Annotated in this window: 16 protein-coding genes; 7 read left to right on the top strand and 9 right to left on the bottom strand. The window is 75.2% G+C overall.

Annotated features, from left to right (window positions below; genetic code table 11):
* The first annotated feature begins 3 nt into the window (after positions 1–3).
* The gene (locus tag ABZ621_RS33735) at positions 4–969 is read left to right on the top strand and encodes an ROK family protein (RefSeq protein WP_360610412.1); all 966 of its coding nucleotides are present in this window, start codon (positions 4–6) and stop codon (positions 967–969) included.
* Between the two features lie 41 nt (positions 970–1,010).
* Here ABZ621_RS33735 and ABZ621_RS33730 read toward each other — a convergent pair whose 3' ends face one another.
* A complete protein-coding gene (locus ABZ621_RS33730; protein WP_360610410.1) occupies positions 1,011–1,211 on the bottom strand; it encodes a hypothetical protein in 201 nt (66 codons plus the stop codon).
* Between the two features lie 140 nt (positions 1,212–1,351).
* Here ABZ621_RS33730 and ABZ621_RS33725 point away from each other — a divergent pair, with 140 nt between their 5' ends.
* The gene (locus tag ABZ621_RS33725) at positions 1,352–2,389 is read left to right on the top strand and encodes an NUDIX domain-containing protein (protein ID WP_360610408.1); all 1,038 of its coding nucleotides are present in this window, start codon (positions 1,352–1,354) and stop codon (positions 2,387–2,389) included.
* A gap of 9 nt (positions 2,390–2,398) precedes the next feature.
* Here ABZ621_RS33725 and ABZ621_RS33720 read toward each other — a convergent pair whose 3' ends face one another.
* Together ABZ621_RS33720 and ABZ621_RS33715 are read right to left on the bottom strand one after the other, a co-directional pair.
* Positions 2,399–3,097: an MBL fold metallo-hydrolase gene (locus ABZ621_RS33720; protein ID WP_360610406.1), complete on the bottom strand. Its 699-nt coding sequence runs from the start codon at positions 3,095–3,097 to the stop codon at positions 2,399–2,401.
* A 127-nt stretch (positions 3,098–3,224) separates the two neighbouring features.
* Positions 3,225–4,592 (bottom strand): dipeptidase, encoded by a 1,368-nt coding sequence (locus ABZ621_RS33715; RefSeq protein WP_360610404.1) that lies wholly within the window; start codon positions 4,590–4,592, stop codon positions 3,225–3,227.
* A 357-nt stretch (positions 4,593–4,949) separates the two neighbouring features.
* On the opposite strand from ABZ621_RS33715, the gene ABZ621_RS33710 reads away from it, so the two are divergent.
* A complete protein-coding gene (locus ABZ621_RS33710) occupies positions 4,950–6,254 on the top strand; it encodes a geranylgeranyl reductase family protein (RefSeq protein WP_360610454.1) in 1,305 nt (434 codons plus the stop codon).
* A gap of 58 nt (positions 6,255–6,312) precedes the next feature.
* Here ABZ621_RS33710 and ABZ621_RS33705 read toward each other — a convergent pair whose 3' ends face one another.
* Positions 6,313–6,783, bottom strand: a complete 471-nt coding sequence (locus ABZ621_RS33705; RefSeq protein ID WP_360610403.1) for a nitroreductase/quinone reductase family protein — start codon at positions 6,781–6,783, stop codon at positions 6,313–6,315.
* A 204-nt stretch (positions 6,784–6,987) separates the two neighbouring features.
* Here ABZ621_RS33705 and ABZ621_RS33700 point away from each other — a divergent pair, with 204 nt between their 5' ends.
* The 3 genes from ABZ621_RS33700 (at position 6,988) to ABZ621_RS33690 (ending at position 9,900) form a co-directional block, all read left to right on the top strand.
* Positions 6,988–7,692: a TetR/AcrR family transcriptional regulator gene (locus ABZ621_RS33700; RefSeq protein WP_360610401.1), complete on the top strand. Its 705-nt coding sequence runs from the start codon at positions 6,988–6,990 to the stop codon at positions 7,690–7,692.
* 148 nt (positions 7,693–7,840) lie between these two features.
* Positions 7,841–9,067, top strand: a complete 1,227-nt coding sequence (locus tag ABZ621_RS33695; RefSeq protein ID WP_360610400.1) for an ROK family protein — start codon at positions 7,841–7,843, stop codon at positions 9,065–9,067.
* 62 nt (positions 9,068–9,129) lie between these two features.
* A complete protein-coding gene (locus ABZ621_RS33690) occupies positions 9,130–9,900 on the top strand; it encodes a methyltransferase (RefSeq protein WP_360610398.1) in 771 nt (256 codons plus the stop codon).
* Between the two features lie 58 nt (positions 9,901–9,958).
* On the opposite strand, the gene ABZ621_RS33685 is transcribed toward ABZ621_RS33690, so the two are convergent.
* Both ABZ621_RS33685 and ABZ621_RS33680 read right to left on the bottom strand, forming a co-directional pair.
* Positions 9,959–10,549 (bottom strand): ATP-binding protein, encoded by a 591-nt coding sequence (locus ABZ621_RS33685; protein WP_360610396.1) that lies wholly within the window; start codon positions 10,547–10,549, stop codon positions 9,959–9,961.
* A gap of 188 nt (positions 10,550–10,737) precedes the next feature.
* Positions 10,738–11,055 carry a hypothetical protein gene (locus tag ABZ621_RS33680; protein ID WP_360610394.1) on the bottom strand — a complete coding sequence of 106 codons (318 nt, stop codon included), beginning with the start codon at positions 11,053–11,055 and terminating at the stop codon, positions 10,738–10,740.
* A 235-nt stretch (positions 11,056–11,290) separates the two neighbouring features.
* On the opposite strand from ABZ621_RS33680, the gene ABZ621_RS33675 reads away from it, so the two are divergent.
* Positions 11,291–12,388 carry a PLP-dependent cysteine synthase family protein gene (locus ABZ621_RS33675; RefSeq protein ID WP_360610453.1) on the top strand — a complete coding sequence of 366 codons (1,098 nt, stop codon included), beginning with the start codon at positions 11,291–11,293 and terminating at the stop codon, positions 12,386–12,388.
* Here ABZ621_RS33675 and ABZ621_RS33670 read toward each other — a convergent pair.
* The 3 genes from ABZ621_RS33670 to ABZ621_RS33660 all read right to left on the bottom strand — a co-directional run bounded on the left by ABZ621_RS33670 (position 12,348) and on the right by ABZ621_RS33660 (position 14,341).
* The gene (locus ABZ621_RS33670; protein WP_360610392.1) at positions 12,348–12,848 is read right to left on the bottom strand and encodes an SRPBCC family protein; all 501 of its coding nucleotides are present in this window, start codon (positions 12,846–12,848) and stop codon (positions 12,348–12,350) included. The two genes, ABZ621_RS33675 and ABZ621_RS33670, sit on opposite strands and share 41 nt — an antisense overlap.
* A gap of 225 nt (positions 12,849–13,073) precedes the next feature.
* Complete coding sequence (locus ABZ621_RS33665) at positions 13,074–13,526, bottom strand: SRPBCC family protein (protein WP_360610390.1); 453 nt, start codon at positions 13,524–13,526, stop codon at positions 13,074–13,076.
* Positions 13,523–14,341, bottom strand: a complete 819-nt coding sequence (locus ABZ621_RS33660; protein ID WP_360610388.1) for a DeoR/GlpR family DNA-binding transcription regulator — start codon at positions 14,339–14,341, stop codon at positions 13,523–13,525. The genes ABZ621_RS33665 and ABZ621_RS33660 overlap by 4 nt, the downstream gene beginning before the upstream one ends.
* Positions 14,342–14,439: the final 98 nt, after the last annotated feature.

The following is a 14,439-nucleotide window of genomic DNA, read 5'->3' as shown; positions in this document are numbered from 1 at the left end:
CCCATGCCCACCGCGCCCGCCTCCCGCCCCGTCTCCGGACCCGCCTGCGGACCCGTCGTCGCGCTCGACGTCGGCGGCACCAAGATCGCCGGGGCGCTGGTCGACACCGACGGGCGGATCCTGGCCCGCGCCCAGCGGCCGACCCCGGCGCGGGAGGACGCGGAGACCGTCTTCGGGCAGGTCGGCGCGGTGCTCGACGCCCTCGCGACCTCCCCGTCCTGGGCGGCCGCCGAGGCCGTCGGCATCGGCAGCGCGGGCCCGGTCGACGCCGCCCGGGGCACCGTCAGCCCGGTCAACGTGCCCGGCTGGCGCGGCTTCCCCCTCGTCGAGCGGGTCCGCGCACACGCCGGCGGCCGGCCGGTCACCCTCGTCGGCGACGGCGTCGCCATGACCGCCGCCGAGCACTGGCTCGGCGCCGCCCGCGGCCACGCCGACGCCCTCGGCCTCGTCGTCTCGACCGGCGTCGGCGGCGGCCTCGTCCTCGGCGGGCGCCTCCACCCCGGCCCCACCGGCAACGCCGGCCACATCGGCCACCTCAGCGTCGACCTCGACGGCGACCCCTGCGCCTGCGGCGGCCGGGGCTGCGTCGAGCGCCTCGCCAGCGGCCCGCACATCGCCCGCCACGCCCTCGACGGCGGCTGGCGGCCGGGCCCCGACGGCGACGCCTCGGCCGCCGCGGTGGCCGAGGCCGCGCGCGCCGGCCACCCGGCGGCCCTGGCCGCCTTCGAGCGGGCCGCCCGTGCCCTCGCGGCCGGCATCGCCGCCACCGCGCACCTCGTCGAGGTCGACATCGCGGTGGTCGGCGGGGGAGTCGCCGGCGCCGGCGAGATCCTCTTCACCCCGCTGCGGCGCGCCCTCGCCGACTACGCCACGCTCTCCTTCGCCCGCGGCCTGACCGTCGTCCCCGCCGCCACCGGCGCGGTCGCGGGCCTCCTGGGCGCCGCTGCCGCGGCCCGCGCGCCGCGCTGACCGGGCGCCGCGCCCCCGCGCGGACCGCACGGGCGCCGCGCTCACTCGCGTACGGGAACGTCCCGGGGCTCCGCGCGCTGGGGAGCGCGCTGCTCCACCACGACCAGGAAGGCGTCCGACGCCAGGTCCATCACCACCCGGGCCGGCACCCCCTCCTCGCGGCACGCGCCCGCGTACTCCTCGGCGGGCCAGTGCCCTCGCGGCCCGCCCGCGGGAAACCGCTCCAGAACCGTACGGTCCATCTCCGCACCCCCTCGTGCTCGCGGTTCTCAACGACCTCCGGGCCCGAAGCGTTACGCCTCGGGGCAGGACGTGTGTTCGTGGGTTTCCATGGCAGGGTGTTGCGGGCAAGCCACAGGGGGCCGTCGATGAGGGGGGAATCGTGATCGTCTGGATCAACGGTGCTTTCGGCGCGGGCAAGTCGAGCACCGCGCGCGAACTGGTCGGACTGATCCCGCACAGCACGCTGTACGACCCCGAGGCGACCGGCGCCGCGCTGCGCCGGCTCCTCCCCGACAAGCGCCTCGCCGAGGTGGACGACTACCAGGACCTGCCGATCTGGCGCCGGCTCGTGGTGGACACCGCGGCCGCCCTGCACGCCGAGGTCGGCGGGGTGCTCGTCGTCCCGATGACGCTCCTGAGGCAGGAGTACCGGGACGAGATCTTCGGCGGCCTCGCCGCCCGCCGCATCGACGTCCGGCATGTGCTGCTGGCACCCGAGGAAACGATCCTGCGCTCGCGGATCGACGGCCGCGCCGACTACGGCGACCCGGGCGTCGACGCCGACGTCCGCCGCTGGTGTCACGCCCATGTGCCGCCCTACCGGGAGGCCGCCGCCGGCTGGCTCGGCGCCGACGCCCACACCGTCGACAGCTCGGCGCTCACCGTCGCCGAGACGGCCAGAGCCGTCGCCGACGCCGTCCAGGGAGGTCTCGCAGCGCCCTGCGGGATCGTCCAGACACCGGAGCCGACCCGCGAGACCCTCGCCGCGGGCGTCCTCCTCTTTGACGACCAGGACCGCTTCCTGCTCGTCGATCCCACCTACAAGCCCGGCTGGGAGTTCCCCGGCGGCGTCGTCGAGGCCGGCGAGCCGCCCGCCCGCGCCGGGATGCGCGAGGTCGCCGAGGAGATCGGCCTCGAACTCGACGCCGTGCCCCGGCTCCTCCTCGTCGACTGGGAACGCCCCCAGCCGCCCGGCTTCGGCGGCCTGCGCCTGCTCTTCGACGGCGGCCGGGTCGCCGCCCAGGACCGGGACCGGCTCCGGCTCCCCGGCGCCGAACTCCGCGCCTGGCGCTTCGTCACCGAGGCGGAGGCCGCCGACCTCCTCCCACCCGTCCGGTACGACCGCCTCCGCTGGGCCCTGCGCGCCCGCGAACGGGGCACCGTGCTGAACCTGGAGGCGGGCGTACCGGTGGGCTGAGACCCGCCGTCAGAGCGCCACGGCTCCCGCCGCCGCGGCCGCCGACAGCCGCTCCGCCGTGTCCTCCGTCACCGCGGGGCCGTGCCCGCAGCACAGCACCGACGGGCGCAGCTCCGCCAGCCGGCCCAGCGACTCCAAGGCCCGCGCGCGGTCCACGTGCATCACCCCGAAGGTCACCCCCCGCACCGACGCCACGGTGTCGCCCGCGAAGAGCACGCCGTGGCGGGGGAGATGGACCGCCATCGAACCGGGGGTGTGCCCGGGGACGTGGACCGCGACCGCCCCGTCCCCGAAGCCGAGCTCCTCGCCGTCCTCGACCTCGCGGTCCACCCGGGTCGGCGGCGCCTCCGGGCAGGTGAGGCCGTGGTCCCAGATCGGCCGCTCCCACTCCAGGAGGTCGGGCAGGGGCATCGGCAGCTCGCCCCGCACGTACGGCGCGTCGAGCCGGTGGGCGAGGATCTCGGCGCCGTGCCGGTCGGCCAGCTCCTGCGCCGCGCCCACGTGGTCGCGGTGGCCGTGGGTGAGGACGATCCGGGCCAGCCGGTCAGGGTCGAGGCCCGCGCCCCGTATCGCCTCGGCCGTGGTGTCGGCGGAGCCGGCCCAGCCGGCGTCCACCAGGGTCAGTTCGCTGTCGTCGCGCCACAGGTACGCCTGCCCGATTCCGTGGTCGAGCAGGTGCAGCCGGGGCGTGACCGTGAGGGCTTCCATACGCCGAACGTACGCAAGGAGGCCCGCCCGCCGGGGCGTTCTACGCTCTCGGCGAGCTTCGCCCAGCGCGGAAACGGAAGGCCGCCGGGGCCGGTCGCGGCGGACCGGCCCCGGCGGCTTCGGAGCGTCAGGCCCGGCGCGCGGCCGCGTAGTTCACCAGGAACAGCGCCTCGGCGACGGAGAGCCGCTCCAGCTCCTCCGGGGACACGGACTCGTTCACCGCGTGGATCTGCGCCTCCGGCTCGCTCAGGCCGATGAGCAGGATCTCCGCCTCCGGGTAGAGCGTGGCGAGCGTGTTGCACAGCGGGATCGAGCCGCCCATGCCGGACGCCTGCATCTCCTGGCCCGGGTACGCCACCCGCATCGCCTCGGCCATCGACGCGTACGCCGGGCTGGAGGTGTCCGCCTGGAACGGCTGGCCCTGGCCGACCTGCTCCAGGGTCACCCGCGCGTTCCACGGCGTGTGCTTCTCGATGTGGGCGAAGAGCAGCTCGGTGGCCTTGGCCGCGTCCTGGCCGGGCCCCACCCGCAGGCTCATCTGGGCGCGGGCGGTGCGCGGGATCGACGGGGTGGCGCCCGCCACCGGGTGGCAGTCGATGCCGATGACGGTGACGGCCGGACGCGCCCAGATGCGGTCGGCCACCGACCCGGAGCCCGGCAGCTCCACGCCCGGCAGCACCTTCGCGTCGGCCCGGAACTGCTCCTCCGGGTACTGGAGGCCCTCCCACACGGCGTCCGCCGGCAGGCCGTCGATCACCGTCGAGCCGTCCTCCGCCCGCAGCGAGTCCAGGACTCTGATGAGCGCGGCGAGCGCGTCCGGCGCGGCCCCGCCGAACTGGCCCGAGTGGAGGTTGCCCTCCAGGGTGTCGATCTGCACCCGGATCATCGTCATGCCGCGCAGGGTCGCGGTCACCGTCGGCAGGCCGACGCGGAAGTTGCCCGCGTCGCCGATCACGATGGTGTCGGCGGCGAGCAGCTCGGGGTGCCGCTCTGCGTACCGCTCCAGACCGCCGGTGCCCTGCTCCTCCGAGCCCTCGACGATCATCTTGACCGTCACCGGCACGCCGCCGTTGGCCTTGAGGGCCCGCAGCGCCAGCAGGTGCAGGATGAAGCCGCCCTTGCAGTCGGCGGCGCCGCGGCCGTACCAGCGGCCGTCCTCGCGCTCCGTCAGCCGGAACGGCGGGGTCAGCCACGCCGACTCGTCGAGCTTCGGCTGCACGTCGTAGTGGGCGTAGAGGAGTACCGTCGGCGCGTCCGCCGGGCCCGGCAGAACGCCGTACACCGACTGCGAACCGTCCGGGGTGTCGAGCAGCGCCACGTCCTGGAACTCCTCCGCCCGCAGGGCGTCGGCGACCCAGCGCGCGGCGCCCTCGCACTCGCTGCGGGGCGCCACGGCCTCGTCCGCGACCGACTCGAAGGCGACCAGCTCCGTCAGCTCGGCCTTCGCGCGAGGCATCAGGGACCGGACGGTCTCGGCGATCGGATTCGGGGACATGGGCACGCTCCTCGTGGGTGCGACGTTGAGAGTCAGGGGAGCGAACGGCGTATCGGGTGGTACGGCGTTCGCACCGTCGATCCTACGACCGGGCTCCGGCCTACCGAGCCGTAGGATGCGGGAAGCAGACGCCGGTCGGATCAGGAGCAGAAGCACATCGTGAGCAGCGAGAACGCAGAGAACGCCGGTCCGGAGCCCATCGAGCCGCTCGCGCCCGGCGATTCCGCCCCGGCGGCCGAGCCGTCCGCCCCGTCGGCCGACGCGGCGACGGACGTCTCGGCGGATGCGACGACGGATGCGGAGGCCGGTGAGGAGCCTGGTGCGGAGGCCGGTGAGCAGCCCGGTGTCGAGGCCGGTGTGGAGCCGGCTTCCGCGGACGACCGGGACCGGCCCGAGGTATGGGACGTCGTGGTCGTCGGCGCCGGCCCGGCCGGTGCCTCGGCGGCGTACGCGGCGGCGGTCGCGGGCCGCCGGGTGCTGCTCCTGGAGAAGGCCGAGCTGCCCCGGTACAAGACCTGCGGCGGCGGCATCATCGGCCCCTCCCGCGACTCCCTGCCGCCCGGCTTCGAACTCCCCTTCCTGGACCGGGTGCACGCGGTCACCTTCTCCCTCGACGGCCGCTTCGCCCGCACCCGCCGCTCGCGCCGGATGCTCTTCGGGCTCGTCAACCGGCCCGAGTTCGACGCCCAGCTCGTCGAGCACGCGCAGAAGGCCGGCGCCCAGCTGCGCACCGGCGCGACCGTAACCCGGGTGGAGCAGCACGGCCCCTCCGTGCCGGACCGGCGGACCGTCGCGGTGGTCCTCGCCGACGGCGAGACGGTGCTCGCGCGGGCCGTGGTCGGCGCGGACGGCAGCGCCAGCCGGATAGGGGCGCACGTCGGGGTGAAGCTCGGCCAGGTGGACCTGGGCCTGGAGGCGGAGATCCCGGTGCCGCCGTCGGTGGCGGAGGACTGGAAGGGCCGGATCCTCATCGACTGGGGCCCGATGCCCGGCAGTTACGGCTGGGTGTTCCCGAAGGGCGACACCCTCACGGTCGGCGTCATCTCGGCGCGCGGCGAGGGCGCGGCGACCAAGCGGTACCTGGAGGACTTCGTCGCCCGGCTCGGCCTCGCCGGCTTCGAGCCGTCGATCTCCTCCGGCCACCTCACCCGCTGCCGCACCGACGACTCCCCGCTCTCCCGCGGCCGGGTCCTGGTCTGCGGCGACGCGGCGGGCCTGCTCGAACCGTGGACCCGCGAGGGCATCTCGTACGCCCTCCGCTCCGGCCGGCTCGCCGGCGAGTGGGCGGTCCGGGTCGCCGAGGCGAGCGACGCGGTGGACGCCCGGCGCCAGGCGCTGAACTACGCCTTCGCGATCAAGGCGGGGCTCGGGGTGGAGATGGCGGTCGGGCGGCGGATGCTCGCCGTCTTCGAGCGCCGCCCGGGGCTGCTGCACGCGGTGATCACGGGCGTGCGGCCGGCCTGGAAGGCGTTCGCGGACATCACCCGGGGCTCGGCCACGCTCGGCGGCATGGTCCGCTCGAACGGCCTGGCCCGGCGGGCCCTCGAAGTCCTCGACAAGCGCATGGACACGGAGTCCGGCGTCGGCCCGGCGGGCCGAGGCGTGACCCGGAAGGACGCGGAGGACGCCACCGCTCCGGAAGAGGCGGCCGGGACGCTCTGACGACCGGGCGTCGCCGGGGTACGAGGGTGGGTGCGGGCCCGGTGGGCCGCGCCCACCCTCACGCGTTCGTGGCGCCCGTGATGCGGAACACGGGGTGCTTGTGCGCGATGGCCCGCAGCTCGTCGTCGGTGGAGTCCGGGCCGACACCGCCGAAGAAGACGCCGACCTCGGCCTTCCAGCGCTTGAGGTAGGCGCGCAGCACCGCCACCTTGGCGTCGTCGTCGCCGACCTCGGCCGCGGTGAACGGCTCGACCTGCTTGCCGAGGTGCAGCTCGCCGCCGCCGACCGCCCGCATGTTGCGGGTCCACTGGACGTGGCCCCGCGGGGCGACCAGGTAGCGCTCGCCGTCGAGCGTGAGCACGTTCACCGGGGTGGTCCGCCAGGCGCCGCTCTTGCGGCCCCGGACGGCGAGGATCCGCGAGCCCCAGACGCTGACGCCGCGGCGGGTCAGCCAGGCGACGGAGCGGTTGACGACGTGGACGGTGAACCAGCCGGGCTTCATGACGTGGGCGGTGGTCTCGGCGGACATCGGATCCTCCTGGAGGGAGTGGGGCCGGCGGGGCGGGACGGGGCGGGCGGGTGCTGTTGAGTGAGCGGTGCTCTCGATTCGTACCGATTCCCTGAATCGTGAGCACTGCTCTCGCTTGAGAACAGTCTGCACGGATCGTCGCTCGCAAGCAAGAGCAGTGCTCTCATTTCAGTGCGCCGCTCCAAAACGTGGCAGACTGCTCCCATGACCACCGTTCAAGGAGCCCGCGCCCGAGCCCGGGTCGAGATCACCGCCGCCATCAAGGACGAGGCCCGCCGACAGCTCGCCGCCGAGGGCGCCGCCAAGCTCTCGCTGCGCGCCGTCGCCCGCGAGCTCGGCATGGTCTCCTCGGCGCTCTACCGCTACTTCCCCAGCCGCGACGAGCTGCTGACGGCGCTCATCATCGACGCGTACGACTCCGTCGGCGCCGCCGCCGAGCAGGCCCACGCCGCGGCCGTCCGCACGGCCCCCGCCGACCACCTCGCGCAGTGGACCGCCGTCTGCCGCGCCGTCCGCGTCTGGGCCCTCGCCCACCCCCACGAGTACGCCCTGATCTACGGCTCCCCGGTCCCCGGGTACACCGCCCCCCGGGACACCGTCGTCCCGGCCGCCCGCGTCGCCCTGCTCCTGGTGGGGACCGCGCGCGCAGCGCACGAGGCCGAGGGCGTCGCGCTTCCGCCGCTCCCGGACGTCCTCGCGCCGGAGGCGGCGCGGCTCGCCGCCGATGTGGCCCCCGACCTGCCGCCCGCGCTCGCCGTCGCCCTCGCCTCCGCGTGGGCGCAGCTCTTCGGCCTGGTCTCGTTCGAGGTCTTCGGCCAGTTCAACCGGGTCGTCGAGGACCGGGACGCCTTCTTCGCCGTCGCCGCCGAACGCCTCGGCCGCGAGGTGGGCCTGCTCCCGCGGCCCTGACCGCCGGCGGCGGACGGCCACCGGGGCCGGCCACCGGGGTCGGTCACGGCGGCCCGTCCGGCCGGTGCGCGCGGTTGGTGCGTCAGGGGGGAGAGCGCCGGTCCGGCCGTGTCCGGCGGGCGGCCCCGATCATGGCAGACTCGGGCGCATGAACGGCAAGGCGACGACGACGCGTACTCGGCTGGACAGGGGGCGCAGCGCGCTCGGCCCCGCGCTGGAGCTGGTGCACACGGGCCGGGCGCCGACGCGGGCCGTCCTCACCGCCGAGCTGGGCGTCACCCGGGCCACCGCCGGTGCCGTCGCCGCCGAGCTGGAGGCCCTCGGGCTCATCCGGGTCGACTCCAACCCCGGGGCCGCCGCCGGTTCCCAGGGCCGGCCCTCGCACCGGCTCGCCGTCGACGAGAAGGGGCCCGTGGCGCTCGCCGCCCAGGTCCACGCGGACGGGTTCCGGGCCGCGCTGATCGGCCTCGGCGGCACCCTCGTCGCCACCGTCCCCGGCTCGGTGACGGTCTCGGCCGACCCGGCGCAGGTCCTCGGCGCCGTCGTGGACGCGGGGGCGGCGCTGCTCCGCGAGAGCGGACGGCGCTGCGTCGGCGCCGGCCTCGCCGTGCCGTCCGCGGTCGCCGAGCCCGAGGGCACCGCGCTCAACCCGCTCCACCTGGCCTGGCCGGCCGGGGCGCCGGTCCGGGAGATCTTCGCCGAGCGGATCCGGGCCGCCGGCATCGAGGGCCCCGCCTTCACCGCCAACGACGTCAACCTCGCCGCGCTCGCCGAACACCGGCACGGCGCCGGGCGCGGCGCCCGCGACCTGCTGTGCGTGGCGACCGGTCACCGGGGCGTCGGCGGGGCGCTCGTCCTCGACGGGCGCCTGCACACCGGCAGTTCGGGGCTCGCCCTGGAGGTGGGCCATCTGACGGTCCATCCGGAGGGCCGCCCCTGCCACTGCGGCGGCCGCGGCTGCCTGGACGTGGAGACCGACCCGCTCGCCTTCCTCACGGTGGCCGGCCGGGCGCCGGGTCCCGAGGTGTCCCTGCTCCAGCAGGCCCGCGACCTGCTGCGGACCGCACCGGACGACCCAGGCGTGCGGGCGGCGGTGGCGGAGCTGATCGACCGTCTCGGCCTGGGCCTCGCGGGCCTGGTGAACATCCTCAACCCGGACCGGATCATCCTCGGCGGTCTCCACCGCGAGCTGCTCGACGCCGACCCGGAGCGGCTGCGCGCGGTCGTCGCCGACCGGAGCCTGTGGGGCCGCAGCGGCGGCGTCCCGATCCTCCCCTGCACCCTGGACCACAACAGCCTGGTGGGCGCGGCCGAACTGGCCTGGCAGCCGGTCCTGGACGACCCCCTGACCGCCCTGGCCGGCGCCCCCGCCTGACCCGGGTGACCCCGCGGAAAAGGGGTGGGCGTCCGGGGCGGGGGCGGGTAACGTCCCCGTCCATGATCACTTCCGACGCCCCGCTCCCGCCCCGCCTGGGCAGCCTCACCTTCCACGGCCCGCTCTCCGAGGAGCGGGCCGGGCGGCTGGTCCGCCGCATCGCCGACTCCGGTCCGGCCGACGTCCTCGACATCGGCTGCGGCTGGGGCGAGTTGCTGTTGCGGATCCTCGACGCCGCCCCCGGTGCCAAGGGCGTCGGCATCGACATCAACGCCGAGGACCTCGCCCGCGGCCGGCGGCTCGCGGAGGAACGCGGGCTCGCCGACCGCACCACGTTCGTCGAGGAGTCCGCCCGCGGCAGCGAGCGCGGCCCCGTCGACGCGATCCTCTGTCTCGGCTCCAGCCAGGCGCTGTGCGACCCGGAGCTGCCGCTCGACCCGGCGGAGGCGCTGCGCGAGCTGCGCCGCCTGGTGCGGCCCGGCGGCGTGGTCGTGCTCGGCGAGGGCTTCTGGGAGCGCACCCCGACCGAGGCGGAGCTCGCCGGGATGTGGCCCGGCGCGAGCACCGGCGACCACCTTCCGCTGGGGGAGCTCGTCGACCTGGCGATCGCGGCGGGGTTCCGCCCGGCGTGGATCGAGACGGCGAGCCGCGAGGAGTGGGAGCACTTCGAGTCCGGCTACCGGTACGACACCGAGCTCTGGCTCGCCGCCCACCCGGACCACCCGCTGGCCGCCGAGACCCGCGAGCGGGTCGACCGGCAGCGCTCCGGCTGGCTGAACGGCTACCGGAACGTCCTCGGCATCGCGTACCTGACCCTGGTCGCCACCGCCTGACACCCGGCGCCTGACACCCGGCCGCTGACACCGGGCGCCTGACACCCGGCGCCCGGGCTCAGGCGCGGGCGCCGCTCGCGGCGAGCGCCGGGGTCTCCGCGGGCGTGCCCAGGGGGACGCCCGCGAGCCGGCTGTACGAGACGATCGGGGCGAGCGGCACCGCGTCGAACCCGAGCCCGAAGCCGAACCCCGCCTCGGCGCCGGCCTCGGCCGGTCCGTCGGCGGACGGCGGCGCCGTCAGGGTGAACCAGACGACCTTGCCGCTCGCGCCCCGCGGGCGGACGCCCCAGCTGTCGCTGAGCGCCCCGACGATGGCGAGGCCGCGCCCCGAGGTGGCGAGCGCCTCCGGCTCGTCCCAGGGGTCGAGGAAGGCCGACTCCGTCGCCACCGGTATCCGGGGATCGTTGTCCCGGACCGAGACGGTCAGCCGGTCGAGCAGGAGTTCCAGCTCGACGGTGCACTCCTTGTCGGGCTGCGCATGGCGGTGCACGTTGCTCAACAGCTCGGTCACTCCCAGTTGGACGGGATCGACCAGGGCGTCGAGGCGCCAATGGCGCAGATGGGCGGCGACGATCCTGCGGATCTGACCGATCCGCGACGGCAGGGCCTGGAGCTCCACCGCGTAAAACCTGCTCGGCTCGCTGATCACGGCTGCGACTCCCCGAAGTAGTCCTGAGGAACGGAGATTCGGATCTGTCATGCGGTACATCAGGGGCGGCGCACTGAGCACAGTGTCACCACCGTTGAACCCTCAGTGAGGTGGTTCCAGCGTGAACCACCCGTCACCGCGCCGCAACCCGCCGCGAGCTTGCCCAGGTCAGCGCCCCGCCGAGCGGGTCACCCGCCGCCGCCCGCCCGCCTGAGCGCGGCGAGGAAGCGGCCCGCCTGCTCGGCGTCCCGGGCGTCGTCCTCACCGGCGGCGTCCATGGTCAGCCGGTAGCGGGTGCCGTTCACCGTCGCCACGGTCTCGTCACCCTTCGCGAACCACGGGCGGCCCGCCCGCACCGCCTTGACGGGCGCGCTGTCGATCTCGGAGCCGTAACTCGTGAGCAGCGCGAGCCGGCCGTCCTCGATGCGGACCTCCCCGGCCCGGGTCAGTGAGCGTGGCCACCGCGCGATCCGTACGCCCCTGGCGCTGAACTCCGGCTCCACCATGCCGATCCACCCCTTCCGACTGCCCGTCCCTCCCAGTGTGCCGGGCCGTCGGCGCGGACGCCAGGGAGCCCGCGCAGGTGTTCCCCAAGGCGTTCCTATGGAGCGTCAAAGTGAACGTTTGCCCAGGTCGGAGCGGTATCGTCGGCAGCGGGAAGCCGGGTTCCGACCCGGCGGGACAGCGAGGAGAGAACCGTTGAGCACCGCTCCAGGGACCACCCCCCACGGCGGCGAGGCGATGGCCACCGTGGACGTCGACCGCACCGACCCGGCGTACCGCACCTGGCTGAAGGAGGCCGTCCGCAAGGTCCAGGCCGACGCCAACCGCTCCGCCGACACCCACCTCCTGCGCTTCCCGCTCCCCGAGAAGTGGGGAATCGACCTCTACCTCAAGGACGAGTCCACCCACCCGACCGGCAGCCTCAAGCACCGCCTCGCCCGCTCGCTCTTCCTGTACGCGCTCTGCAACGGCTGGATCCGGCCCGGCAAGCCCGTCATCGAGGCGTCCAGCGGCTCGACCGCCGTCTCGGAGGCGTACTTCGCGAAGCTCATCGGCGTCCCCTTCGTCGCCGTGATGCCCCGCACCACCAGCCCCGAGAAGTGCCGGCTCATCGAATTCCACGGCGGCCAGTGCCACTTCGTCGACGACTCGCGCACCATGTACGAGGAGGCGGCGGCGCTCGCGGCGCGCACCGGCGGCCACTACATGGACCAGTTCACCTACGCCGAGCGCGCCACCGACTGGCGCGGCAACAACAACATCGCCGAGTCGATCTACCAGCAGCTCCGCCTGGAGCGGTACCCCGAGCCGGCCTGGATCGTCGCCACCGCCGGCACCGGCGGCACCTCCGCCACCATCGCCCGCTACGTCCACTACACCCAGCAGAACACCCGGATCTGCGTCGCCGACCCGGAGAACTCCTGCTTCTTCGACGGCTGGGTGCACCACGACCCCGACGCCACCTCCGACTGCGGCTCCCGCATCGAGGGCATCGGCCGGCCCCGGATGGAGCCCAGCTTCGTGCCAGGCGCCATCGACCGCATGATGAGGGTCCCGGACGCGGCGAGCGTGGCCGCCGTCCGCGCCCTGGAGGGCGCGATCGGGCGGAAGGCGGGCGGCTCCACCGGCACCGGCCTGTGGAGCGCGCTCAAGATCGTCGCGGAGATGGTCGCCGAGGAGCGCACCGGCAGCGTCGTCACCCTCCTGTGCGACCCGGGCGACCGCTACCTCGACAAGTACTACTCGGACGCCTGGCTCGCGGAGCAGGGCCTCGACATCGCCCCGTACGCCGCCGCTATCGAGCGCTTCCTGGCGACGGGCGTCTGGCCGGAGTGAGCCGCCGGTCCAGCGCGGCGGCGGCGCGCCGGAAGGAGAGGCCCAGGCCAGGGGAGGCGACCCGCAGCCCCGCGCGGAACGGCGCGGGGCCGTCGGCGGCCATCGTCCAGCGCAGCCGGGTCCCGGTGCCGTCCGCCGCCAGGGCCCACTCCTCGGCCAGCGCGGAGACCGCGGGCGCGTTGGTGACGTCCACCCGGTAGGCGTAGCGCAGGTCCGGCTCGGAGGCGAGGATGGTCTCCTCGAACCGTATCCCGCCGCGCAGCCGGATCGTCCGGCGCGCCCCGTCGTCGAGCGGGAAGGCCGAGGCGACCGGAGCGAACCAGGCGGGCAGGCTGCCCACTTCCACCGCGATCGAGCGGTAGACCGCCGACGGCGGCGCCTGGAGGGCGGCCTCGAAGGCGAGACGGACGGGCGCGGTGGCGGTGAAGCCGAGCTCCACCGGCCGCAGTCGGCGTGGCATGGACCGGACCTCCCGGATGAGTGGAAGAAGCACCCTAACTGACAGCTCGTCAGCGCGAAAGCCCGTTCGAGGAACGGCTGTCGGGGAAACGCCGTCGGAGGCGCGGGGCGCCACCGTCCGGGGAGGCGCCCCTTCCGGACGGCGACGGCACGGCCGGGGAGGCGCCCCTTCCGGACGGCGACGGCACGGCCGGGGACGCGCCCCCTCCGGACGGCTACGGCACCTTCACCGCCCGCCCTCGGGGTCCACACCCAACAGCGCGTCCAGCGCCCGGCCGAACACCACCCGCCCCGCCCGTGCCAGCACACCGTCGAAGACGCGCGGCAGCCCGCGCACCGCCAGGTCCTCGGTCCACACCACGCGGGTCCCGCCGGCCTCCGGAGCCACCTCGATCTCGGCCCAGCCCCGCACAAGCCGCCCGTACTTCTCCAGTCGGCACAGCCCGGGCCGGTCCGCGTGCGGCGGCTCCCAGCGGACCACCTCCATCGGATCGTCGAAGCCCAGCGGGCCGAGCCCGGTGCGCGCCGTGAAACGGGTCCCGGCCCGGCTCGGGCCGGACGTCAGGACCGTCGTCCGCGTCAGCGGCACCTGCCGGCCGTGCGCCGGCCAGTCCGTCAGCCGCCGCCATGCCTCCGCCGGAGCCAGCGGCACCGTCCGCGCCACCCGGAAGCGGCTCACGCCGCCGTCTCGCCGGCCACCAGCAGCCCCGGCACGTGCTCGGCGACCTCGGCCCGCACCTCCGCGGCCATGCCCCGGTCGGTCACCCAGGTGTCCACCTCGTCGAGGGACCCGAAGGAACTCAGGCCCACCGTCCCCCACTTGGTGTGGTCGGCGACCACGACCACCCGGCGCGCCGACCGGATCAGGCAGCCGTTCGTCTCCGCCTCCGCGAGGTTCGGCGTCGACAGGCCCGCCTCCACCGAAAGGCCGTGCACACCCAGGAAGAGCAGGTCGAAGTGGAGCGAGCGGACCGCCCGGTCCGCCACCGGCCCCACCAGCGCGTCCGACGGCGTCCGCACCCCGCCCGTCAGCACCACCGTCGCCGCCCGCCGGCCCTCGCCGGCCGTCTGGCGCGCCTCGTGGAAGACGTCCGCCACCCGGACCGAGTTCGTCACCACGGTCAGGTCCGGCACGTCGAGGAGCTGCCGCGCCAGCGCGTACGTCGTCGTCCCGCCCGACAGCGCGATCGCCGAACCCGGCAGCACCAGCGCCGCCGCCTCCCGCGCGATCTCGTCCTTCGCGCTCGGTTCCAGCACCGACTTCGCCTCGAACCCCGGCTCGTGCGTGCTCGGCTCCGTCACCGGCACGGCCCCGCCGTGCACCTTCGCGACCAGGCCCTGCCGGGCCAGCGCGTCCAGGTCGCGGCGGATCGTCATGTCCGAGACACCGAGCCGACGGGTCAGTTCGTTCACCCGAACGCCGCCGCGCCGCCGCACCTCGTCGAGGATCAGGGCGCGCCGCTGCTCCGCTAGGAGGTTCTGATTGTCAGTCACCGCCGGGGCCGGTCCTTCCGCAGGAGACGAGGGGATGGCTGTCGGATTCGGTGAGAGACCGTGCGCGGGCACACGGTCGTCCGCGATCCTGGAGCCGA

It is taken from the genome of Streptomyces sp. NPDC007863 (assembly GCF_040633895.1).
In the GTDB taxonomy this organism is placed as follows: domain Bacteria; phylum Actinomycetota; class Actinomycetes; order Streptomycetales; family Streptomycetaceae; genus Streptomyces.
This window is presented reverse-complemented; position numbering and strand designations above follow the sequence as displayed.